20 protein-coding genes are annotated in these 22556 nt (G+C 68.7%); 14 read left to right on the top strand and 6 right to left on the bottom strand.

Annotated features, from left to right (window positions below):
- Positions 1-23 precede the first annotated feature (23 nt).
- The 5 genes from FB547_RS16335 to adh all read right to left on the bottom strand — a co-directional run bounded on the left by FB547_RS16335 (position 24) and on the right by adh (position 5459).
- Complete coding sequence (locus FB547_RS16335; RefSeq protein ID WP_145743965.1) at positions 24-1439, bottom strand: multicopper oxidase family protein; 1416 nt, start codon at positions 1437-1439, stop codon at positions 24-26.
- Positions 1440-1474: 35 nt separating this feature from the next.
- A complete protein-coding gene (locus tag FB547_RS16330; protein WP_145743963.1) occupies positions 1475-2899 on the bottom strand; it encodes a TolC family protein in 1425 nt (474 codons plus the stop codon).
- Positions 2896-3231, bottom strand: coding sequence for a hypothetical protein (locus FB547_RS16325; RefSeq protein ID WP_145743961.1), 336 nt, complete (start codon positions 3229-3231; stop codon positions 2896-2898). Before FB547_RS16325 ends, FB547_RS16330 begins: the two co-directional genes overlap by 4 nt.
- Before the next feature lie 129 nt (positions 3232-3360).
- On the bottom strand, positions 3361-3801 hold the full coding sequence (locus tag FB547_RS16320; RefSeq protein WP_261380301.1) for a hypothetical protein: 441 nt from the start codon (positions 3799-3801) through the stop codon (positions 3361-3363).
- Between the two features lie 137 nt (positions 3802-3938).
- On the bottom strand, positions 3939-5459 hold the full coding sequence (gene adh, locus FB547_RS16315; RefSeq protein ID WP_145743957.1) for an aldehyde dehydrogenase: 1521 nt from the start codon (positions 5457-5459) through the stop codon (positions 3939-3941).
- A gap of 280 nt (positions 5460-5739) precedes the next feature.
- Between adh and FB547_RS16310 the strand changes: the two genes are divergently transcribed.
- The 6 genes from FB547_RS16310 to FB547_RS16285 all read left to right on the top strand — a co-directional run bounded on the left by FB547_RS16310 (position 5740) and on the right by FB547_RS16285 (position 13460).
- Positions 5740-7701, top strand: coding sequence for a sigma-54-dependent Fis family transcriptional regulator (locus FB547_RS16310; protein ID WP_145743955.1), 1962 nt, complete (start codon positions 5740-5742; stop codon positions 7699-7701).
- Positions 7702-7864: 163 nt separating this feature from the next.
- On the top strand, positions 7865-9370 hold the full coding sequence (locus tag FB547_RS16305; protein ID WP_225613297.1) for a sensor domain-containing diguanylate cyclase: 1506 nt from the start codon (positions 7865-7867) through the stop codon (positions 9368-9370).
- Between the two features lie 150 nt (positions 9371-9520).
- Entirely contained in the window at positions 9521-10858 is a 1338-nt protein-coding gene (locus FB547_RS16300; RefSeq protein WP_145743952.1) for an MFS transporter, read from the top strand.
- Between the two features lie 37 nt (positions 10859-10895).
- Complete coding sequence (locus FB547_RS16295) at positions 10896-11951, top strand: aromatic ring-hydroxylating oxygenase subunit alpha (RefSeq protein ID WP_145743950.1); 1056 nt, start codon at positions 10896-10898, stop codon at positions 11949-11951.
- The gene (locus FB547_RS16290; RefSeq protein WP_145743948.1) at positions 11948-12913 is read left to right on the top strand and encodes a PDR/VanB family oxidoreductase; all 966 of its coding nucleotides are present in this window, start codon (positions 11948-11950) and stop codon (positions 12911-12913) included. The genes FB547_RS16295 and FB547_RS16290 overlap by 4 nt, the downstream gene beginning before the upstream one ends.
- A gap of 79 nt (positions 12914-12992) precedes the next feature.
- Positions 12993-13460 carry a MarR family winged helix-turn-helix transcriptional regulator gene (locus tag FB547_RS16285; protein ID WP_145743946.1) on the top strand — a complete coding sequence of 156 codons (468 nt, stop codon included), beginning with the start codon at positions 12993-12995 and terminating at the stop codon, positions 13458-13460.
- 40 nt (positions 13461-13500) lie between these two features.
- On the opposite strand, the gene FB547_RS16280 is transcribed toward FB547_RS16285, so the two are convergent.
- Positions 13501-14544, bottom strand: coding sequence for a LacI family DNA-binding transcriptional regulator (locus FB547_RS16280; RefSeq protein ID WP_145743944.1), 1044 nt, complete (start codon positions 14542-14544; stop codon positions 13501-13503).
- A 194-nt stretch (positions 14545-14738) separates the two neighbouring features.
- Between FB547_RS16280 and FB547_RS16275 the strand changes: the two genes are divergently transcribed.
- The 8 genes from FB547_RS16275 to FB547_RS16240 are packed head-to-tail and all read left to right on the top strand — an operon-like array spanning position 14739 to position 22550.
- Positions 14739-16067 (top strand): ABC transporter substrate-binding protein, encoded by a 1329-nt coding sequence (locus tag FB547_RS16275; protein WP_145743941.1) that lies wholly within the window; start codon positions 14739-14741, stop codon positions 16065-16067.
- A gap of 3 nt (positions 16068-16070) precedes the next feature.
- Positions 16071-16802 (top strand): SDR family NAD(P)-dependent oxidoreductase, encoded by a 732-nt coding sequence (locus tag FB547_RS16270; RefSeq protein ID WP_145743939.1) that lies wholly within the window; start codon positions 16071-16073, stop codon positions 16800-16802.
- A 4-nt stretch (positions 16803-16806) separates the two neighbouring features.
- Complete coding sequence (locus FB547_RS16265; RefSeq protein WP_145743937.1) at positions 16807-17676, top strand: carbohydrate ABC transporter permease; 870 nt, start codon at positions 16807-16809, stop codon at positions 17674-17676.
- Between the two features lie 13 nt (positions 17677-17689).
- Positions 17690-18502 (top strand): carbohydrate ABC transporter permease, encoded by an 813-nt coding sequence (locus tag FB547_RS16260; RefSeq protein ID WP_145743935.1) that lies wholly within the window; start codon positions 17690-17692, stop codon positions 18500-18502.
- Positions 18503-18512: 10 nt separating this feature from the next.
- On the top strand, positions 18513-19487 hold the full coding sequence (locus FB547_RS16255) for an alcohol dehydrogenase catalytic domain-containing protein (RefSeq protein ID WP_145743934.1): 975 nt from the start codon (positions 18513-18515) through the stop codon (positions 19485-19487).
- A 12-nt stretch (positions 19488-19499) separates the two neighbouring features.
- The gene (locus FB547_RS16250; RefSeq protein WP_145743932.1) at positions 19500-20564 is read left to right on the top strand and encodes an ABC transporter ATP-binding protein; all 1065 of its coding nucleotides are present in this window, start codon (positions 19500-19502) and stop codon (positions 20562-20564) included.
- Between the two features lie 10 nt (positions 20565-20574).
- Entirely contained in the window at positions 20575-21492 is a 918-nt protein-coding gene (locus FB547_RS16245) for a PfkB family carbohydrate kinase (protein ID WP_145743930.1), read from the top strand.
- An 8-nt stretch (positions 21493-21500) separates the two neighbouring features.
- Positions 21501-22550 carry a tagatose 1,6-diphosphate aldolase gene (locus tag FB547_RS16240; protein WP_145743929.1) on the top strand — a complete coding sequence of 350 codons (1050 nt, stop codon included), beginning with the start codon at positions 21501-21503 and terminating at the stop codon, positions 22548-22550.
- Positions 22551-22556 lie beyond the last annotated feature (6 nt).

Below are 22556 nucleotides of genomic sequence, written 5' to 3'. Positions count from 1 at the left end.
AGAGAGAAAGGAGAAATGAAAAATCAGTGGCCGGTGTGGCCGCTGCCGGGCTTGCGGATCTGGACTTCGATGTTCTTCGCGGGCATGTTCTGCGCGGGCATCGCGGCCGCACCGGCATCGCGCCGGCGCGAGGTCTCCGGTGGCGGGCCGTCGAGCTCGTAGGCCACGGTGCCCTTGGGATGCTTGAACCAGCCGGGGTTGCTGTAGTCGCCGGGCTTCTGGTTCCTGCGCACCTTGACCACGCTGAACATGCCGCCCATCTCGACCGAGCCGAACGGCCCTTCGCCGGTCATCATTCGCGCGGTGTTGTCGGGAATGGGCATCTCCATCTCGCCCATGTCGGCCATGCCGCGCTCGCCCATCACCATGTAGTCGGGCACCAGGTTCGTGATCTGCCTGGCCACGTCCTTGTGGTCGAGGCCGATGAGGGTGGGCACGTCGTGGCCCATCGCGTTCATGGTGTGGTGGCTCTTGTGGCAGTGGAAGGCCCAGTCGCCCTCCTCGTCGGCCAGGAACTCGATCTGGCGCATCTGACCGACGGCCACGTCGGTGGTCACCTCGTACTGGCGCGTGCTCTTGGGGGTCGGCCCGCCATCGGTGCCGGTGACGAGGAACTCGTGCCCGTGCAGGTGCATCGGGTGGTTGGTCATCGTGAGGTTGCCGATGCGGATGCGCACCTTGTCGTTGAGCCGCACGTTGAGCGAGTCGATGCCGGGGAAGATCCGGCTGTTCCAGGACCACAGGTTGAAGTCCAGCATCGTCATGATCTTGGGCGTGGCGCTGCCGGGCTCGACGTCGTAGGCGTTGAGCAGGAACACGAAGTCGCGGTCGACCTTCTCGATCAGCGGATGCTCGGCCTTGGGGTGCGTCACCCAGAAGCCCATCATGCCCATGGCCATCTGCGTCATCTCGTCGGCATGCGGGTGGTACATGAAGGTGCCGGGCCGGCGCGCGACGAACTCGTAGACGAAGGTCTTGCCCGGGCGGATCGCCGGCTGGGTCAGGCCGGTGACACCGTCCATGCCGTTGGGCAGGCGCTGGCCGTGCCAGTGCACGCTGGTGTGCTCGGGCAGCTTGTTGGTCACGAAGATGCGCACCCGGTCGCCTTCGACCACCTCGATGGTCGGGCCGGGCGACTGGCCGTTGTAGCCCCACAGGTTGGCCTTGAAGCCGGGGGCCATCTCGCGCACCACGGGCTCGGCCACCAGGTGGAACTCCTTCACGCCGTTGTTCATGCGCCAGGGCAGCGTCCAGCCGTTGAGCGTGACCACGGGGTTGTAGGGCCGGCCGCCGGGTGGCATGAGCGGCGGCATGGTGTTGGGCGTGGTCTGGGTCACGGGCTCGGGCAGCGCGGCCATGGCCACCTTGCTCACGCTCGCGGCCGCGAGGGCGCCGGTGATGGCACCGGCGCCGCTCAGGAAATTGCGTCTGTTTGTCATGTCGTTCGAATCGTTGGTGAGTGCAGGTGGCGCATTCAATGGGCGGCGCCGGCGGAGGCGGCTTCGCCCCCCGCGCTGGCGGTCGGTGTACCGACGGCCGTGGGCTTGCCGATCACCGAGGCCGCCAGTGCGGCATCGGCCAGCCAGAACTGCTGCTGGGCGTTGATGGCGTTGCTCACGCTGGCGATCTGGTCGCGCGCCTCGGCCAGCAGCTCGAAGACGCCGATCAGCATGCCGTTGTAGCGAAGCACGTTCTCGTCGGCCATGGCCTGGCGCAGCGGCACGATCTCGTCGCGGTAGTGCCGCGCGATGTCGTAGGCGGTGCGGTAGGCCGAATAGCCTTCGCGCAACTGCGACGAAGCACCGCGCACGGTGGCGTCGTAGCGGTTGGCCGCGGCCAGGGATTGCGCGTTCAACGCATCGCGCTGCGCCGAGCCCCAGTCGAACAGCGGCAGCCGGATGTCGAGCTCGAAGCCGCGCCGCGTGCTCCGGGTGCCTTCGGCGTTGTCGAACACGGTGTCGCGCCGGCCGCCGACTTCCACATCGACGAAGGTCGACAGCAGGTTGATGCCCTGCGACTTGCCCGCCACGTCGAGCTGGGCGCGCGCGAGCTGCACGTCCAGGCGCTGCTCGGTCGCGGTGGCGGCCACTTCCTTGGCCTCGCGTGGCGCTTTCGGCAGATCGGGCAGCCGCTCGGGCAAGGCCAGCCTGGCGGCCTGCGCATCATCGAGACCCAGGGCGCGCACGAGCTCCTCGCGCGCGGCGGTGGCGGCGTGCTGCGCCGAGGCCAGCTGCGTGGTCGCGTCGGCATAGAAGACCTGCTGGCGCGCGCGCTGCAGCTTGCTGAAGTTGCCGATCTGCTGCATGCGCCGCGCGAGTTCCGCGCTGGCCTCGGCCGAGCGGTTGACCTGCTCGGCGTAGCGCAGCATCTGCTGCGCGGCCACCGCGCGGACCCAGGCCTGCCGCACCTGCGTGACCTGGTCGACCACCGCGCCGGTGAGCTGCACCTTGGCCTGGCTCGACTGGCTGCGCGAGATCGACAGGCGCTGCGGCAGCAGGAGGAGGTCCACGAGGCCGAAGGACAAGAGCCGCCCGATCTCGAGTTCGCTGCCCAGGCGCATGCGCTCGAAGCTGAAGACCGGGTTGGGCAGCCGGCTCGACTGGTTGGACGCGGCGATGTCGCCCCAGCTCCGCGCGACCAGCGCCTGCACCCTGGGGCTGTTGGTGAGCGCGAGCTGCACCGCGTCGCTTTGCGACAGCGGCCTGGACAGCAGCTCCTGCGCGAGCGCGGCGCGGCGGTCGCGCTGCTCCTGCGTGCGGCTGAGCTCGAGCTTGCCGCCGGTGAACTGCCCGGCCTGGGTGTTGGTGTCCTGCAGCGCGTCGTCGATGCCGACCGAGGCGCAGCCGGCCAGCAAGACGGCCGCCGCCGCGAGGGCCGTGAGGCGCACGGCGCGCTTCATGGCTTCTGCTCCTTTTTCGAGGGAGGCATCAGCATCGTGTGCCCCTGGTGCGCGGCCGGTGCATCGGAGGCGCTGCCACCCGCGGCCTCCTCTGCATAGGCCTTCCAACCGCCGCGCTGGCGGACGGTCTCGTTGGCCTGCTTCCACGGAATGGGCTTGTCGTCGGTGAAGGGCCGGTAGCCCTCGAACGCGGACCGGTAGCTCAGGGCGGTGGGCGCGCCGGCGGCGCCTTCGTCAGCCGATGGGACGGACGCCGGCTGGGCCGCGGCGGCGAGCGCGGCCGCCACGGCTGGAAAGACAGCCAGCCAACGGGCCGGCAATGAATGGAACATGGGAACCTCGCATGGTCATGAACGGAATGCGTCACGGCACCCGGAGGGGCATGACGCAGGCGATGCATGCGCGTTCGCTGCTGTGCTGCGGCGGCCCGATGACCGGGCGCACGCAGGCGCACGAACGCTTCAGGCGCGAGGAGGTCTGTCGAGAAGGCGCGGCGCGACCGAGGCCACCGTGCTGGCGGGCTCGATCAGGTCGGCACGCGGAAGGCCCTGGAACACGATCAGTTCCAGCGTGCTGGTGAGCGCGGTGGCATGGCAGGCGCCGCAGGTGCCGCACTTGTGCATGCCATCCGGATCCGCATGGGCGGTGGTGCCGGCGCTGTGATCGCCGGCGGATGGCCCGGCGTCCTGCGTGGCGGCTTCGTGGTGGTGATGGTCTGCATGCCCATCGCCATGCGCCTGCTGGGCATGCCGATGCGCTGCGGCCGGCGCGGCGGTTGCCGCAACCGCCAAGGCAGCACCCTCATGGCCCGGCCCGCAAAAGACCATGGCTGCCGCCGCGTACGCCTGGAAGGGCACGGCAAACATCACGATCCAGAGGACAAAGAGGCGAACCCGGTGCATGCGGAGATTGTAGATAGGGCGTAGAGCGGCAATGCCTGTCCGTATTCGACGGGCATGCATGCCACTCTAGCCGTCCAGTCCGACGGTTTCCCGTCGGCTGGATTACAGCGCCGTCATCTTCGGGCGCCGCCGTGCCGTCAGAAGAACCCGAGCTTCTTCGGCGAGTAGCTCACGAGCAGGTTCTTGGTCTGCTGGTAGTGGTCGAGCATCATCTTGTGCGTCTCGCGGCCGATGCCCGATTCCTTGTAGCCGCCGAAGGTGGCGTGCGCCGGGTAGGCGTGGTAGCAATTGGTCCAGACGCGGCCGGCCTGGATGGCGCGGCCCATGCGGTAGGCGGTGCTGCCGTCGCGCGTCCACACGCCGGCGCCCAGGCCGTAGGGCGTGTCGTTGGCGATCTCCAGCGCCTCGGCCTCTGTCTTGAAGGTGGCGATCGCGAGCACGGGCCCGAAGATCTCCTCCTGGAAGATGCGCATCTTGTTGTGGCCCTTGAACAGCGTGGGCTCGATGTAGTAGCCGCCGGCCAGCTCGCCGCCGAGCTGCGCGCGGCCGCCGCCGGTCAGGCACTGCGCGCCCTCTTCCTTGCCGAGCGCGAGGTAGCTCATGATCTTGTCCATCTGCATGGCCGAGGCCTGGGCACCCATCATGGTGTCGGTGTCCAGCGGATGGCCCTGCTTGATGGCCTTGATGCGCTCGAGCGCGCGCGCCATGAACTTGTCGTAGATCGACTCCTGGATCAGCGCGCGCGACGGGCAGGTGCAGACCTCGCCCTGGTTGAACGCGAACAGCACCAGGCCTTCGATGGCCTTGTCGAAGAAGTCGTCGTCCGCGTCGGCGATGTCCTCGAAGAAGATGTTGGGGCTCTTGCCGCCGAGCTCCAGCGTGGCCGGAATCAGGTTGCCGGCCGCGGCCTGCGCGATGACGCGGCCGGTGGCGGTGGAACCCGTGAAGGCGATCTTCGCGATGCGCTTGCTGCCCGCCAGCGCCATGCCGGCTTCGCGGCCATAGCCGTTCACGATGTTGAGCACGCCGGGCGGCAGCAGGTCGGCCAGCAGCTCGGCCATCACCATGATGCTCACGGGCGTCGATTCGGCGGGCTTGAGCACCACGCAGTTGCCCGCGGCAATGGCGGGCGCGAGCTTCCACGCGGCCATCAGGATCGGGAAGTTCCACGGAATGATCAGCCCCACCACGCCCAGCGGTTCGTGGAAGTGATAGGCGATGGTGTTCTCGTCGATCTCGCTCAGTGCGCCTTCCTGTGCGCGCAGGCAGCCGGCAAAGTAGCGGAAGTGGTCGATGGTCAGCGGAATGTCGGCGTTGAGCGTCTCGCGGATGGGCTTGCCGTTGTCCACGGTTTCCGCATAGGCGAGCAGTTCGAGGTTCTGCTCCAGGCGGTCGGCGATCTTCAGCAGCACGTTGGCACGCTCGGCCGGCGAGGTGCGTCCCCATCGGCCCGCGGCGGCATGGGCCGCGTCGAGCGCGAGCTCGATGTCTTCGGCACCCGAGCGGGCGGCGCGCGTGTAGGGCTTGCCGGTGATCGGCGTGATCACGTCGAAGTACTGGCCCTTCACCGGCGGCACGAACTTGCCGTTGATGAAGTTGTCGTAGGCCGGCTTGAAGTCGATCTTTGCACCGGGGGTGTTGGGGCTGGCGTATTGCATGGTCTCTTGTCTCCGTCGGGTAAGGGGTGGAAGGCGACCGCGCAAGCCGGATGCCGCGCGGTCCCGCGTGCTGCATTGCACACGCCATGCCACCCCCTCTTGGGCGCGAATGCTCTGATCTGGCGCAAGAACCGGGTCAGTTTCTTACGCCAGACTGCGCAGCAGAGCGTGCCGCGCTGAGCAGCTGTCACGAAACGGAACAGTGCACCGCCGCATTCATGCTCGAACGTTCGATGCCGTGACACCAAGGCCCAGAGAGGCCCTATTGGAGACAACCGAGATGCAGACGACTTCACACCACGTCGCCGCGCGCACGCCGGGCTCGCGCCTGCGCGAGGCGCGCCGCCAGCTGACCACCACCGGCGAAGTGGCCGACGGCCTGATCGATGCCGCGTTGCGCCGAAGCTGGGAGCGCAGCCGCGGCTTCGGCCTGGCACCGGCCGGCCGCGCGCCGGGCGCGCCCCATGCCTCCGCGGCGCAGCTGGCACGCGCGCTCGAGCAGCAGCGCGAACTGGCCTCCCATGCGCGGCCGGTGATGGAGTTCCTGTTCGAGCAGATGCGCGACACCGACAGCCTGGTGATCCTTGCCGACGCACAGGGCATGCTGCTGGAGGCCATGGGCGATGCGAATTTCGCGGACCGCGCGCAGCGCGTGGCGCTGCGACCCGGCGCCAACTGGCATGAACGCTGGCGCGGCACCAATGCCATCGGCACCGCGCTGGCCGACGCGGCGCCGCTGGTGGTGCATGCCGGCGAGCACTACCTCGACCGCAACGGCTTTCTCACCTGCACGGCCGCGCCGATCACCGGCCCCGACGGCCACATGCTGGGTGTGCTCGACATCTCGGGCGACCACCGCGGCCACCACCGCCATGCGCTGGCGCTGGTGCGGCTGGCGGTGCGCACGGTCGAGCAGAAGCTGTTCGACACGCGCCACGCCACCGACCTGCGACTGCGCCTGCATCTGCAGCCCGAGGGCATCGGCAGCGTGGCCGAGGGCCTGCTGGCGCTGTCGGACGACGGCCGGCTGATGGGCGCGAATGCGGCCGCGCTCGCCATGCTGGGCCTGACCCGCGCCGACGTGGGCGCCGCCGCCGTCGAGCAGCTGCTGCAGCTGGATATGACGACGCTGATGGCCTGGTGCCGCCAGCCGGGCAGCGCGCCACGCACGGTGCGCCGGCACGACGGCAGCGCGCTCTGGCTGCGCGTGGAGGCCGGCCGCCATGTGCTCACGTCCTCGCCCGGCGCGGCCCCGGCGCCGCGTGCGGCGGAAAAAACACACGCCGACGCGCTGGCCGCGCTGGACACCGGCGACCCGGCCATGCAAGCCGCCGTCGAGCGCGCCCGGCGGGTGCTCGACAAGCCGATCTCCTGGCTGCTGCTGGGCGCCTCCGGCGTCGGCAAGGAAGTGTTCGCGCGGGCGCTGCATGCGAGCGGAACGCGCCGGGACGGGCCGTTCGTTGCGGTCAACTGCGCCGCGCTGCCGGAGCAGCTGATCGAGGCCGAGCTCTTCGGCTACCGGCCCGGCGCCTTCACCGGCGCGAGCCGCGACGGCGCAGCCGGCCGCATCCGCGAGGCGCACGGCGGCACGCTGCTGCTCGACGAAATCGGCGACATGCCGCTCGCACTGCAGGCACGGCTGCTGCGCGTGCTGCAGGACCGGCAGGTGACGCCGCTGGGCGGCGGCAAGCCGGTGGCGGTGGACTTCCGCCTGGTGTGCGCGACGCACCGCAACCTGCGCCGCGAGATCGAGGCCGGGCGCTTCCGCGAAGACCTGTACTACCGGCTCAACGGCCTGTCGCTGCAGCTGCCGGCGCTGCACGAACGGCAGGACCTGCCGCACCTGGTCGCGCAGATGCTGCGCGGCATCGAGCCCGGGCGCGAGCTGCGGCTGGCGCCCGAGCTCGCGCTGGCCATGTCGCGCTACCGCTGGCCCGGCAATTTGCGCCAGCTGAACAGCGCGCTGCACACCGCCTGCGCCCTGCTGGGCGAACACGAGGCGCAGATCGACTGGTGGCACCTGCCCGACGACCTGGCCGACGAACTGCGCGGCATTTCCGCGGAGGAGCCCACGGCGCCCGCGATGCCCGCCGGCGGCGCAGCGGACCTGAAGGCCGTCTCGGCACGCGCGGTGTCGCAGGCGATGCAGTCGTGCGCCGGAAATCTCTCCGAAGCCGCGCGCCGCCTGGGGATCAGCCGGAACACGCTCTACCGCAAGCTGCGCCAGCTGCCGCCCGGCTGACGCCGCAACCAAGCGGCGGCCGGATGCGCGGGGCGTCGCCTTCGGATACATTGGGGCCGCATTCGCCTCCGGCGAGCCACCCCATCATTCCCCCTTCCGCCGCCATGCTTCTTTGCCCTGAAAGCGCGTAGTGCTTCGCGGACCCTCCATCACCGCCCGGACCATGGCTTTCGTGGCCGTCGTCTGCCTCAGCCTGCTGGCGATCGACTTCTGGAACAGCTGGGAGTCCCGCGCCGACCAGCTCCAGCAGATGAACGTGGCCGCGTCGAACCTCGCGCGCGCCATGGCGCAGCAGGCCGACGACGCCATCAAGAAGGCCGATACTGTGCTGGTCGGCATGGTCGAACGCGTCGAGCAGGACGGCACCGATCCGGCCAGCGTGGCCCGGCTTCGCCGTGTGCTGTCCATGCGGGTCGCTGAACTGCCGCAGCTCGACGGCCTGCACATCTACGACAAGGACGGCAACTGGGTTGCGAACTCCCGTTCCACGCCGCCAGAAAACCTCAACAACGCAGGCCGGGAGTATTTCGTCTATCACCGAACGCACGTGGATCGCGGACCGCACATCGGCATTCCGGTGCACAGCCGCACCAGCGGCCGGCTGCTGGTTCCGGTTTCGCGGCGCATCAACCATGCGGATGGCAGCTTTGCCGGCGTGGCGCTCGCAACGATCCACGTCGAGTTCTTCTCCAGGTTCTACGACAGCCTGGACATCGGCCAGGCCGGCGCCGTCGCGCTGGTGCTCGAAAACGGAACCATGATGACGCGCCGGCCCTACAGCCCCGACATGGTGGGCCGGAACATGCAGGAAACCGAGCTCTTCCGCGCCTACACCGCACAAGGGCCGGTCGGAATGGCTTTCATCAAGTCGGCGCAGGACGGCGTGACGCGGTTGAACAGCTTCCGGCGCCTGGCCAACTATCCGCTGTTCGTTTCCGCGGCGCTGTCCAAGGACGAGATCCTGGCCAACTGGTGGCGCGAAATGCTTTGGCATTCGGGCGGCGTTCTTCTGCTGACCTTGATCGTCGGCTTCATCGGGTGGCGGCTGGTGCGGCAGTTCCAGCTCCAGACCCGCACCGAGGCAGAGCTGCGGCAGGCGCGCGATGCGCTGGAAACGCTCAACAAGACCCTCAACACCCTGGCCATGGAAGACGGCCTGACCGGGCTCGCGAACCGCAGGCAGTTCGACGTGGCGCTGGACAGCGAATACAGCCGCGCGGCGCGCACGGCGAGCACGCTGGCCCTGATCATGATGGATGTGGATTGCTTCAAGCAGTACAACGACATCTACGGCCACGCGGCAGGCGACGAGTGCCTGCAGACCATCGGCCGCACCATCGCCCGCGTCGCGTCGCGGCGCCCGGGAGATCTTGCGGCACGCTATGGCGGAGAGGAACTCGCGGTGCTGCTGCCGAACACCGACGTGGCGGGCGCCGTGATGCTGGCCGAACGCATCCGCAGCGCCGTGCGCGACCTCAAGATCGAGCACGCCGGCTCTGCCGACGGGTTCGTGACGCTGAGCGCGGGCGTGGATGCGCTGAGCCCCGCGGCCGGGAAGGCGGGCCAGCCCAAGGAACTGATCCGGGCCGCCGACAAGGCGCTGTACGCGGCCAAGACGGGCGGGCGCAACCGGGTGTGCGCACCGACGGTGCAGCCTGTGCCTGCGTGACCCCGCTGGCCAGGCGCTTCAGCCAAGGGTAAACCCCAGTCGATGAGCCCTTGATTCCACGCGGGATGATTCAGTACACTGATTGTCATTCAGTGTACTGAATCAAGGAGCGCCAGCAATGTACTTGGCTGCCCTGCACAAGGAGACACATTGACCCACGATCTACGCAAGACCTTCGATGAAGGCCCCATGAGCCGCTTCCAGTGGAGCGCCATCACGATCTGCATCACGCTGATCATGCTCGACGGCTTCGACGTGCTGGTCATGGCCTTCACCGCCGCCAGCGTGTCGGCCGAATGGAAGCTCGGCGGCGCGCAGCTCGGCGTGCTGTTCAGTGCCGGCCTGTTCGGCATGGCCGCCGGCTCGCTGTTCCTCGCGCCGCTGGCCGATCGCTTCGGACGCCAAGCCGTCATCCTGCTGTGCCTGGTGGTGATCGCGCTCGGCATGGGGCTGTCGGCGCTGTCCCGGAGCAGCACGCAGCTGGCCGCGCTGCGCGCGCTCACCGGCCTGGGCATCGGCGGCATGCTGGCCAGCGTGGGCGTCATCACCTCCGAATACGCATCGAACAAGTGGCGCAGCACCGCGGTGGCCCTGCAGGCGACCGGCTATCCGATCGGCGCGACCATCGGCGGCAGCATCGCCGCCGTGCTGCTGGAGCGCTACGGCTGGCGTTCGGTCTTCCTCTTCGGCGGCCTTGCCACGGCGCTGATGATTCCGCTGGTGCTGTGGCGCCTGCCCGAATCGGTCGACTTCCTCGTCTCCAGGCGTCCCGCCGGCGCGCTGCGCAAGCTCAACGCGCTGCTGCGCCAGATGGGGCGTCCGGCACTGGCCGAACTCCCTCCGCTGCCGCCGGCCGGCGAGCGCTCCGCCTCCACGGTGGCGAGCCTGTTCAACGCAGGCCTGGCGCGCTCGACACTGCTGCTGTGGGCCGCGTTCTTCCTGTTGATGTTCGGTTTCTACTTCGCGCTCAGCTGGACGCCGAAGCTGCTGGTTTCGGCAGGGCTGTCGGCGCGGGAAGGCATCACCGGCGGCGTGCTGCTGAACATCGGCGGCATCGTCGGAGGCAGCCTGTTCGGACTGCTGGTCGCGCGGCTGGACCTCGGGCGCCTGACGGCCGCCAGCCTCGCCATCACGGCGCTGGCCATGGCCGCGTTCGGCGCGGCCACCGGCCACCTGGGCGCATCGTTCGCGATCGCCTTCCTGATCGGCGGATTCATCTTCGGCTCGATGGCCGGGCTCTATGCCTTCGCACCGGTGATCTATCCGGCCGCCGTGCGCACGACCGGCATGGGATGGGCGATCGGCATCGGCCGCATCGGCGCCATCCTCGCGCCGCTCATCGCAGGGATGCTGCTCGACCGCGGCTGGCAGCCGCCGCATCTCTACTACGCCTACGCGCTGCCACTGGTGGCAGCGATGGCTGCCGTCCTCGCGCTGCGCCGCAGCGCCGCGGCGCAGCCGGCCGGCCGCGCGGCCGCCGTCCACTGATCCCTCGTTCCAACCCAGCCATCCGAAGGAGAGCTACATGTTCCCGAAAAACACCTGGTACGTGGCCTGCACCGGCAACGAAATCGACGACAAGCCCCTGGGCCGCAAGATCTGCGGGGAGAACCTCGTGCTGTACCGCGCCGCCGAAGGCAAGGCCACGGCGCTGGAGGACTTCTGCCCGCACCGCGGCGCGCCCCTGTCCCTGGGCCGGGTGGTCGAGGGCAAGCTGGTGTGCGGCTACCACGGCCTGGAGATGGGCTGCGACGGCAAGACGGTCGCCATGCCCGGACAACGCGTGCGCGGCTTCCCCGCGATCCGCTCCTTCCCCGTGATCGAGCGCTACGGCTTCGTCTGGATCTGGCCCGGCGACCCCGCTCTGGCCGACCCGGCCAAGCTGCATCACCTCGAATGGGCCGAAAGCCCCGACTGGGCCTACGGCGGCGGCCTGTTCCACATCCACTGCGACTACCGCCTGATGATCGACAACCTGATGGACCTGACGCACGAGACCTACGTGCACTCGACCAGCATCGGCCAGAAGGAAATCGACGAGACGCCCACCACCACCAAGACCGAGGGCGACCAGGTCACGACCAGCCGCTTCATGGAGAACATTTCGGCGCCGCCCTTCTGGCGCATGGCGCTGCGCGGCAACCACCTGGCCGACGACGTGCCGGTCGACCGCTGGCAGATCTGCCGCTTCACGCCGCCGAGCCATGTGCTGATCGAAGTGGGCGTCGCCCACGCCGGCAAGGGCGGCTACCACGCCGATCCGGCGCACAAGGTGTCGAGCATCGTGGTGGACTTCATCACGCCCGAGACCGAGACCTCGCACTGGTACTTCTGGGGCATGGCGCGCAACTTCCAGCCGCACGACAAGGCGCTGACCGCGTCGATCCGCGAAGGCCAGGGCAAGATCTTCAGCGAAGACCTGGAGATGCTCGAATCGCAGCAGCGCAACCTGCTCGCCCATCCGGACCGCGCGCTGCTGAAGCTCAACATCGACTCGGGCGGCGTGCAATCGCGCCGCGTGCTGGAGCGCCTGATCGCGCAGGAAAGCCAGGCCCCGGCGACTACGGCAGGTGCGGCATGAACGCCTCCGAACTGAACGTGCGCGTCGCCCGCAAGCATGCGGAGGCGCTGGACATCTGCACCTTCGAGCTGGTGCACGCCGACGGGCATGCCCTGCCTGCCTTCTCGGCCGGCTCGCACATCGACGTGCATCTGCCGAACGGCCTCACGCGCCAATACTCGCTGTGCAACGATCCGCAGGAGAGCCACCGCTACCTGATCGGTGTGCTGCGCGATCCCTCGTCGCGCGGCGGCTCGCAGGCCATGCACGAGCTGGTGCAGGAGGGCAGCCTGCTGCGCATCAGCGCACCGAAGAACCATTTCCCGCTGGCCCATGCGGCCGCGCGCAGCGTGCTGATCGCGGGCGGCATCGGCGTGACGCCGATCCTGTGCATGGCCGAGCGGCTGGCACTGAGCGCGGCGCCTTTCGAGATGCACTACTGCACGCGCTCGCGCGAGCGCACCGCCTTTGCCGGGCGCATCGCGCAGTCCGCGTTCGCCTCGCAGGTGCAGTTCCACTTCGACGACGGCGACGCGGCACAGAAGCTGTCGCTGCCCCAGGCCATCGGCACGCCGCAGCCGGGCGTGCACCTGTACGTCTGCGGCCCGAAGGGCTTCATGGACTGGGTGCTGGATGCCGCGCGCACCGCCGGCTGGCCGGCCGAGCAGCTGCACTACGAGTTCTTCTCGGCCGAGATCGCCGCCTCGGACAGCGACGCGGCGTTCGAGGTCAAGCTGGCGAGCTCGGGGCGCATCGTCAAGGTTCCCAAGGACCGCACGGTGGTGCAGGCGCTTGCCGAGGCGGGCGTCGAGGTGGCGACCTCCTGCGAACAGGGCGTGTGCGGCACCTGCCTCACGCGCGTGCTGGAAGGCGAGCCGGACCACAAGGACATGTACCTGACGCCGGAAGAACAGGCCGCCAACGACCAGTTCACCCCGTGCTGCTCGCGCTCGCGTTCGGCAATGCTGGTGCTCGATCTGTAGCGGCCCGCTCGGCGGTCGACCCCCTAGAATCGCAGGCTCCGCCCTTGCCGCCGGAGACCCGATTCAGCTTTCGACATCCATGCCCAGCCCCACTTCCGACGCCGCCGAGATCGACATCAACGACCAGCCGGGCCACCTGATTCGCCGGGCCCACCAGATCGCGGTCTCGGTGTTCCATGAGAAGCTGGGGCGCGACATCACGCCGGTCCAGTACGCGATCCTGCGCACCCTGCAGAAGAAGCCCGGCATCGACCAGGTCACGCTGGCCCAGCAGGTGGCGCTCGACACCTCCACCGCTGCCGACATTGCCGCGCGCCTGGAGACCAAGGGATGGATCACGCGCCAGGTGCTGGCACGCGGCCAGCGCGAACTGCGCCTGACCGCCGCGGGCACCGAGCTGCTCGCGCAGACGGTGCCGGCCATGGCCCAGATGCAGGACGCGCTGTTCAGCACCATGAGCGAGCAGGAGCGCCACGATTTCATGAAGCTGCTCGCCAAGTTCGTCACGGCCAACAACGACAGAAGCCGCGCGCCCATGCGCGCGTGAATGGAAATCGGGCGCCCGCCGGCTTCGCGGCGCGGGCGCTTCAGCGGGCCTTCAGGCCCCCGTCCGACCGGGGCCGCGACGTCGATTCGCGCACCACCAGCGACACATCGACCTCATGGTGCAGCGCGGCCGCGCGGCCCGACAGCGACCGGACCAGGTACTCCCCGGCACGCGTCCAGACCTCGTCGGTGGGCACGTGCATGGTCGTCAGGCTGGGGCGCAGGTGGCGGCTCCATTCGAGATCGTCGAAGCCCATCACCGACAGGTCGTCGGGCACGTTGAGTCCGCGGCGCTCGGCCTCCAGCAGCACGCCGTAGGCGATCACGTCGTTGCCGCAGACCACCGCCGTGGGCCAGCCTTCGCGCGGCGACGACAGCAGCGACCGCGCGCCCTGGCGCGCATCGTCCAGGTGGTAGGGCACCTCGATGTACCACTCGGACTTCAGCGCAAGTCCGCTCTCCGCCAGCGCGCGCCGCACCCCCGACACGCGGGCCGTGGCCCGGTCGTTGTTGGACGAGATCGCCGCCACCATGCCGATGCGCGTATGGCCGAGTTCGATCAGGTAGCGGCAGGCGCGGTAGGCGGCGGCCTCGTTGTTGCCGCCGACCGAGGCATACGGCTTGTCGGGGTGGTACACGCCCACGTTGACGAAGGGAATGCGCTGCGACGCGAGCAGCCGGCGCAGCGCATCGGTGTGCATGTCGCCGCGCAGGATGAGCCCGTCGATGCCGCGGCTCACCATGTTCTGCGCCTGCCGTGCCTCGGTCTCGGGGTCGTAGCCGCTGGTCGACAGCAGCAGCAGGTAGCCCTGCAGCGACAGGTAGCTCTGCAATGCCTCGATGCCGCGCGCGAACATGGCGTTGTCCACCGTGGGAATGATCGCGCCGATGGTGCGCGTGCGGCGCGACGACAGCGCGCGCGCCGCCGCATCGGGGATGTAGCCCAGTTCGGCGATGGCCGCGTCGATGCGCATGCGCAGCTCGAGGCTCACCGACTCGGGGTTGTTGAGGGTGCGCGAAATCGAGGCCGTCGAGACGCCCACGTGCTTCGCGACGTCGCGGATTCCTACGGATTTCGGCTTCATGGTGAAACAGTTTACAGGAAACGATACGTAGCCGTTTACAGCCGATTTCCAGGGAAATCCCCTATCAAATCATCTCCGTAATCGCCTTTTTCGCGTTGACATCGAAGAGGCCTGTTCCGATAATTTTGTAAACGGTTACATGACGAATTGCTCGCCTCGAAGACCGCCTTCGACACGTCAAAGGAGACAAGGAAATGAGCCAGGCCTTCCGCCATCCGGGCACCCGCCCGAGCGCCCGCACCACCGTGCGTGCCGTCGCCCTCCTCGTTGCGGCTTCCTGCGCCGGTGCCGCCTTCGCGCAGGATTTCAACTGGAAGAAACACCAGGGCAAGACCCTGACCTTCCTTGCCAACAACAACCCGGTGGCCAACGCGCTGCTCAAGTACAAGGCCGATTTCGAGCAGCAGACGGGCATGACGCTGAAGGTCGACTCCTACCAGGAGCAGCAGATGCGCCAGCGCCTGGTCACGGTGATGAACTCGCGCAGCGACGAGGTCGACGTGTTCATGTCGCTGCCTTCGCGCGAGGGCATGCAGTTCGCCAAGGCCGGCTGGTATGCCGACCTTTCGGAGCTGGTGAAGACCGCCAGCGCCAAGGACTACGACTTCGCGGACCTGAGCGCCGGCATGCTCAAGGACGCCACCTACGACAAGCAGCTCACGGGCATTCCGATGAACGTCGAGGGGCCGGTGCTGTACTACCGCAAGGACCTGTTCCAGAAGTGCGGCGTGACGCTACCTAAGAGCCTGCCCGAGCTCGAGGCCGTGGCGGCCAAGCTCAAGAGCTGCGAGCCCGGCGTCACGCCCTTCGTGTCGCGCGGCCTCAAGCCCGCCCTGCCCTTCACCTACAGCGTGTTCCTGCACAACATGGGCGGCCAGTACATGAAGGACGGCAAGTCGCAGCTGTGCAGCAAGGAAGGCCAGGCCTCGCTGGCGCTGTACGCCAAGCTGCTGAAGGACTACGGCCCGCCGGGCGTCGTGAACTACAGCTTCTATCAAATCTCCTCGCTCTACCGCGAAGGCAAGGCGGCGATGGCCTTCGAGTCGTCGAACGAGCTGCGCAACGTGATGGACGGCGGCGCGCGCCTGAAGGACACCGCCGTTGCCGTCCTGCCCGCGGGCCCCGGCGGTTCGCATCCGACCGTCATCGGCTGGACCATGTCGGTGTCGGCGCACAGCAAGAACAAGGAAGCCGCCTGGTACTTCGTGCAGTGGGCCACCAGCCCCGCGGTCCAGGCCAAGCTGGCGCTCGACGGCGTGGCGCCGCCGCGCACGGCCGTTGCGAAGTCACCCGGCTACAAGGCCTGGACGGACGAGCAGCCGGTGCGCGCCGAATGGGTGGCGGCGGTCAACGAACTGGCCCGCACCGGCACGTCCGAGGTGGGCTATCCCATCGTCGCCAATCCGGCTTCGCGCGAGTTCATCGGGCAGGCCGCGACCGAACTCCTGCTGGGCCAGAAGACGCCCGCGCAGGCCTGCGCGGACGCCGACAAGCAGCTCGACGCGCTCATCGCCAAGGACTGACGGATGGCCGTGTTCGACTTCCCCGCAGGCCACCGCGTGCTGGTGGTCGGTGGCGCCGGCGACATCGGCGCCGCCATCTCGCGCGCCTTCCTCGAGATGGGCTGCAGCGTCGTCGCCACGGGCGTCGACGAGGCGGCGCTCGCGGCCAGTTCGCTGGCGCCGCAGCCGCGCCTGGCGCTGCGCACGCTCGACGTGACCGACGACGCCCAGGTCGCGGCCTTCGCGGGCGGTCTCGACGGCCTCGGCACGCTGGTCAACTGCGCGGGCATCCTGGCGCGCTTCAAGGAGTTCGAGATCCAGACCTTCCAGCGCGTGCTGGACGTCAACCTCACCGGCACCTTCCGCCTGTGCAATGCCTGCCTGCCGCTGCTGGAAGAAAGCAAGGGCAGCATCGTCAACGTGGCATCGATGAATGCCTTCGTCGCGCTGCCGTTCATCCCGGCCTATTGCGCGAGCAAGGGCGGCGTCGTGATGCTGACCAAGTCGCTCGCGCTCGCCTGGGCCGACAAGCGCGTGCGCGTGAACGCCATCGCGCCGGGCTATGTCGAGACCGCCATCAACGCGGCCGGCCGCCAGGACACGGCGCACTACGAGCGCATCCGCGCGCGCATTCCGCTGGGCCAGTGGGCGCAGCCGGACGACATCGCGGGCAGCGCCGTCTACCTGGCCTCGCCGGCGGCGCACTACGTGACCGGGACCGTGCTGGCGGTCGACGGCGGCTTTCTCGCGGGGTGAATGCATGAGCCAGTCGATCGGCACGCGCGGACAGCTCGCGTTTCTCTCGCTGCCGGCCGTGATCTTCACGACCGCGATGATCGCCTTTCCCTTCGCCTACACCGTGTGGTTCAGCCTGCACGAGTACAGCTTCGGCGGCAAGCCCAAGCTCAACTTCGGCATGAACTACGTCGAGATGGCGGGCGACGGCGAGTTCTGGAACGGGCTGAAGATCACGCTCGTGCTGTACCTGCTCTCGCTGGTGCTGCAGCTCGCGCTCGGCACCTGGATCGCGCTGCTGCTGCACGGCTCGAAGAAGCTGTCGGGCATCGTGCGCACGCTGATGATCTCGCCCTTCGTGCTGCCGCCGGTGGTGGTCGGCATGATGTGGCTGGTGGTGCTCGACCCTTCCATCGGCGCCGCCAACTACCTGCTGACGGCCGCGGGCCTGCCGCGCTCCGACTGGCTGGCCTCGCCCGTGTGGGTGATCCCCACCGTGGCGATGATCGACACCTGGCAGTGGACGCCCTACGTGGCGCTGATCGTGCTGGGCGGCCTGCAGTCGCTGCCGCCGAACGTGTACGAGGCCGCGCAGATCGACGGCGCCTCGCGCTGGAAGACCTTCTGGCGCATCACGCTGCCGCTGCTCGCGCCCACGCTGGTCACGGCCGCGATCCTGCGCAGCGTGGACCTGCTGCGCTTCTTCGACATCATCTACATCACCACGCAGGGCGGGCCGGGCAACGCCTCGAACACGCTCAACATCTACGGTTTCCGCAAGGGCTTCGAGCTGTTCGAGATCGGCTATTCGAGCGCCCTGATGATCACGCTGTCGGCCATCGTGCTGGGCGCGGTGATGGTGCTGACCCAGGCGCGCAGGCGCGTGGCCTGGTGAAGGAGGCCACGCCATGAACGACAAGCTGGTGCAACGCCTGAACCTGCTGCAGATCGCCTTCGTGGCGCTCTTGATCCTGCTGCCCATCGCGTGGATGGTGCTCTCGTCCTTCAAGCCCTCGGCCGAGGTGACGGCCTACCCGCCCAAGCTGCTGTTCTCGCCCACGCTGGAGAACTACCGCACGCTCTTCGGCACCACGCCGTTCCTGCACTACACCTGGAACAGCACGGTGATCACCGTGGGCTCGACCGCCATCGGGCTGCTGCTGGGCATCCCGGCCGCCTTCGCGGTTTCGTGGACGCGCATCACCTGGCCCGCCACCGTCACGCTGCTGGCGCGCATGGCACCGGGCACGCTGTTCCTGCTGCCCTGGTACGTGATGTTCCGCGAAGCCGGAATGATCGGCAGCTACTGGGCGCTGATCCTCACCCATGCGGCCATCACGATGCCGATCGTGATCTGGGTGCTGCTGCCCTTCTTCGACAACATTCCGCGCAGCGTGCTCGAAAGCGCGCAGGTCGACGGCTGCAGCGTGCCGCGCATCCTGCGGCGCATCGCGCTGCCGCTGGTGATGCCGGGCGTGGTGGTGGCGTCGATCCTGTCCTTCGTGTTCTCGTGGAACTACTTCCTGTTCGCGCTCGTGCTGTCGAACGGCGACACCAAGACGCTGATTGCGGCGTCGTTCAACTTCATCGGCGAGGGCGCATCCAACTGGGGCGCACTGATGGCCGCGGCTTCCCTGATCGCGCTGCCGCCGCTCGTCCTCGCATTCATCGTCCAGCGCAGGCTCGTGTCGGGCCTGGCGATGGGCGCCGTCAAAGGTTAGGAGACTCTTCATGCAAGCTGCGATTTTTCATGGCGACCGACGCATCACCATCGGCGAGGCGCCTATGCCGGTGCCGTCGGCGGGCGAAGTGCTGCTGCGCGTGCGGCGCACCGCGCTGTGCGGCTCAGACACCAAGCTGTGGTTCAGCGGCGCCAGCTTCACGCCGGGCCACGAGATCTTCGGCGTGGTGCAGCAGCCGGGCCATGCGCTCGACGGCAGGCGCTGCCTGGTCTACATCCCCGTGCACTGCGGCCATTGCGACGCGTGCCGCGCGGGCGACACGCAGATGTGCCTGAACGAATCGGTGCTGGTCGGCTGGAACCGGCCGGGCGGCTATGCCGAGTACCTCGCGGTGCCCGAGCAGTGCCTGCTGCCCGTGCCCGACGACATCGAGGACGAGCTCGCGCCGCTGCTGCTGGACACCATCGGCACCGCCGCGCACGGCATCCGCTTCGTGAAGCCGCTGGTGCCGCCCGAAACCACGGGAGCGGTGCTCGTGACGGGCGCGGGCCCGGTGGGGATCGGCGCGCTGATCGCCCTGCAGAACATGGGCTACACCGACGTGTACGTGTCCGACCTGAAGGAAGAGCGGCTGCAGCTGGCCGAATCGTTCGGCGCCCGGCGGCATCCGGTGGGCGACGCGAGCAAGCGCTTCAAGCTCATCGTGGAGTGCAGCGGCGCGCATGCCGCGCGCAGTCTGGGCATGGAGATCGTGCTGCCGCGCGGCGTGCTCATCCTCATCGGCGAGAGCGACAAGCCCTGGCCGGTGCAGGAGAACAAGGCCATCCGCCGCAAGGACTTCTACATGGTGCGCACCTTCTACTTTCCAAAAAGCGACTTCGCGCTCAACGTGGAACTGCTGCGCGGCGAGAAGGCGCGCTACCGCAAGCTGGTGGATGCGCAGTTCGGCCTCGACCGGCTGCCGGAGATGTTCGGCCGCTTCGTGGCGGGCGAGCTCGTCAAGCCGCTGCTGGCGTTTGCCTGAGGACGCACCGGCATGGCAGCCATCCGCATGAACGGCCTGGTCAAGCGCTTCGGCGACGTGGCCGTGATTCCCTCGCTCGACCTGGAGATCCGCGACGAGGAATTCGTCGTCTTCGTCGGCCCCTCGGGCTGCGGCAAGTCGACCTTGCTGCGCATCATTGCCGGGCTCGAGCCGATCGACAGTGGTGACCTCTACATCGGCGACAGGCGCGTGAACGACGTGGCGCCGGCCCAGCGCGACATCGCCATGGTGTTCCAGGACTACGCGCTCTACCCGCACATGACGGTGCGCGACAACATGGGCTTCGGCCTGGAGATGCGCAACACGCCCAAGGACGAGATCGCGCGCCGCGTCGACCGCGCGGCCGGCATGCTGCGCATCGAACCGTACCTCGACCGCAAGCCCAAGGCGCTGTCGGGCGGCCAGCGCCAGCGCGTGGCCATGGGCCGCGCGATGGTGCGCAACCCGAAGGTGTTCCTGTTCGACGAGCCGCTGTCGAACCTCGACGCCAAGCTGCGCGGCGAGGTGCGCACCGAGATCAAGGCGCTGTCGCAGCAGCTCAAGACCACCATGGTCTTCGTCACCCACGACCAGGTCGAGGCCATGACCATGGCCGATCGCATCGTGGTGCTGAAGGCCGGCGTGGTGCAGCAGTTCGGCACGCCCGAAGAAGTCTACAAGTCGCCCGCGAACCAGTTCGTGGCCGGCTTCATCGGCTCGCCGACGATGAATTTCTTCGACGTGAACGCCGAAGGCACCAACGTGCGCATGGACGAGGGCGTGCGGTTCCCGATGCCGCCGCGCTGCGGCGGCGTGACCGGCCCTGCCGTGCTGGGCGTGCGGCCCGAGCACATGCGGGTGCTGCCCGGCAACGCACCGGGCCTGCGCGTACAGGTCAGCGTGGTCGAGCCGCTGGGCTCCGACACGCTGGTGTACTTCGACCGCGCCGGCCAGCGCCACGTGGCGCGCGTGGCGCCCGAGCTGCAGGTGCGCCCGCGCGACACCATCACGCTGGATTTCGACATGGACAAGTGCCACCTGTTCGACAAGAACGACGGTGCTGTGCTGAGGTGCTGAGGTGAGTCCCGTGGAACGCCCCGCCCCGCGCGTGATCTGCCTCGGCCTGTCCGCGCTCGACATCACCTGGCAGGTCGACACCCTGCCGCAGGGCGGCGGCAAGACCCGCGCAAACGATGTGCGCGAGGGCGGCGGCGGCATGGCGGCGAATGCCGCCGCGGCGGCCGCGAAGCTCGGCGCATCGGTACAGTTCTGGGGCCGCGCCGGCTTGGACAGTGCGGGCCACGAGATGAAGGCGCAGCTCGCCGCGCTGGGCGTGGACGTGTCGCGCTTCAGGCTGTTCGAGGGCGCACGCTCGTCGCTCTCCGGCATCGTGGTCGATGCGCGCGGCGAACGCATGATCGTGAATTTTCGCGGCGCCGGCCTGCCGGCCGATCCGGCCTGGCTGCCGCTCGACGCACTGGCCGCGACCGACGCCGTGCTGGCCGATCCACGCTGGCCCGAAGGCGCGCTCGCGCTCTTCGGCGCAGCGCGCACGCGCGGCCTGCCCACCGTGCTCGACGGCGACGTGGCCGATGCCGCCGTCTTCGACATGCTGCTGCCGCACACCGACCACGCCGTGTTCTCCGAGCCCGGCCTTGCCGGCTATGCCACCGGCGCGCGCACGGTCGACGAGCAGTTGAATTTCGCGCTCTCGCGCGGCTGCCGCCTCGCGGCCGTCACGCTCGGCGAGCGCGGCCTGCGCTGGGCCGATGCCCGAGGGCTGCACGCCCTGCCCGCCTTCGCGGTCGAGCCCGTCGACACCACCGGCGCCGGCGACGTCTTCCACGGTGCGTTGGCCTTCGCGCTCGGCGCCGGCTGGCCCGTGCCCCGCGCCTTCCAGTTTTCCGCCGCGGTGGCGGCCATCAAGTGCACACGACCCGGCGGACGCGCCGGGGTGCCCGACTTCGCCACTGCGATGTCCCTCGTCTATTCCATCAAGGAGTGATCCCCCTCATGACAACGCCCCCCCTCCACCTCGGCAAGAAATGGGGCCTGCGCCGCATGGCCACGCCCCAGGGCCACTTCACCATGGTCGCGCTCGACCAGCGCCCGCCGATCGCGCAGTTGATCGGCGCCAAGCGCGGCATCGCACCCGCCGACGTGAGCTTTGCCGACATGGTGGCTGTCAAGCGCACGCTGGTCGACACCCTCGGTGCGCACGCCAGCGCCATGCTGTTCGACCCGAACTACGCCTTCCCCGCGGCGCTGCAGAAACTGCCTGCGCACACCGGCCTGGTGGTCACGCTCGAGGACCACCGCTTCCGCGACACCCCGGGCGGCCGGCTCTCGCACTCGATCGACGACTGGAGCGTGGAAAAGATCAAGCGCGCCGGCGGCGACGGCGTGAAGGTGCTGGCCTGGTACCGCCCCGATGCCGAACCCGAGGTGCTCGCGCACCAGCAAGCCTATGTGCAGAAGATCGGCGAGGAATGCCGCCAGTGGGATATTCCGCTGGTGCTCGAACTGCTGGTCTATCCCTTTCCCAGGAGCGAACGCCACACCGTCGACTACATCGAGTCGCCCGAGAAGATGCCCGAACTGGTGATCGAGAGCGTGCGCGAGTTCGCCAAGCCGAAGTATGGCGTCGATCTCTTCAAGCTCGAGAGCCCGCTGCCCGGCGCCACGCTGCCCGCGCGCGACGGCAGTGCCGCGCCACAGGCCGCGCAGGCCTGGTTCGACCAGATGGGCGCGATCTGCAAGGGGGCGAACATTCCCTGGGTGATGCTGTCGGCGGGCGTGACGCCGCCGCAGTTCCTGCGCGTGATGGAATACGCCTACGCCGCCGGCGCCCACGGCTTCCTGGCGGGCCGCGCCGTGTGGTGGCAGGCGCTGCAGCACTTTCCCGACCTCGAGCGCTGCGCCGAGCAGCTGCGCCGCGAAGGCAGCGCCACGCTCGCACAGCTCGAAGCGCTCACGCTGCGCGCGGGCAACGCCTGGCAGGCCGACTACAGCGCCTTCGATGCCATGACGGCCGAGGGCGAACTCTGCGCGGCCTACGCCTGAGCCCAG

It is taken from the genome of Variovorax beijingensis, from assembly GCF_007828835.1.
GTDB lineage: Bacteria > Pseudomonadota > Gammaproteobacteria > Burkholderiales > Burkholderiaceae_C > Variovorax > Variovorax beijingensis_A.
The sequence above is the reverse complement of the archived record's forward strand: the minus strand, read 5'-3'. Positions and strand labels throughout refer to the sequence as shown.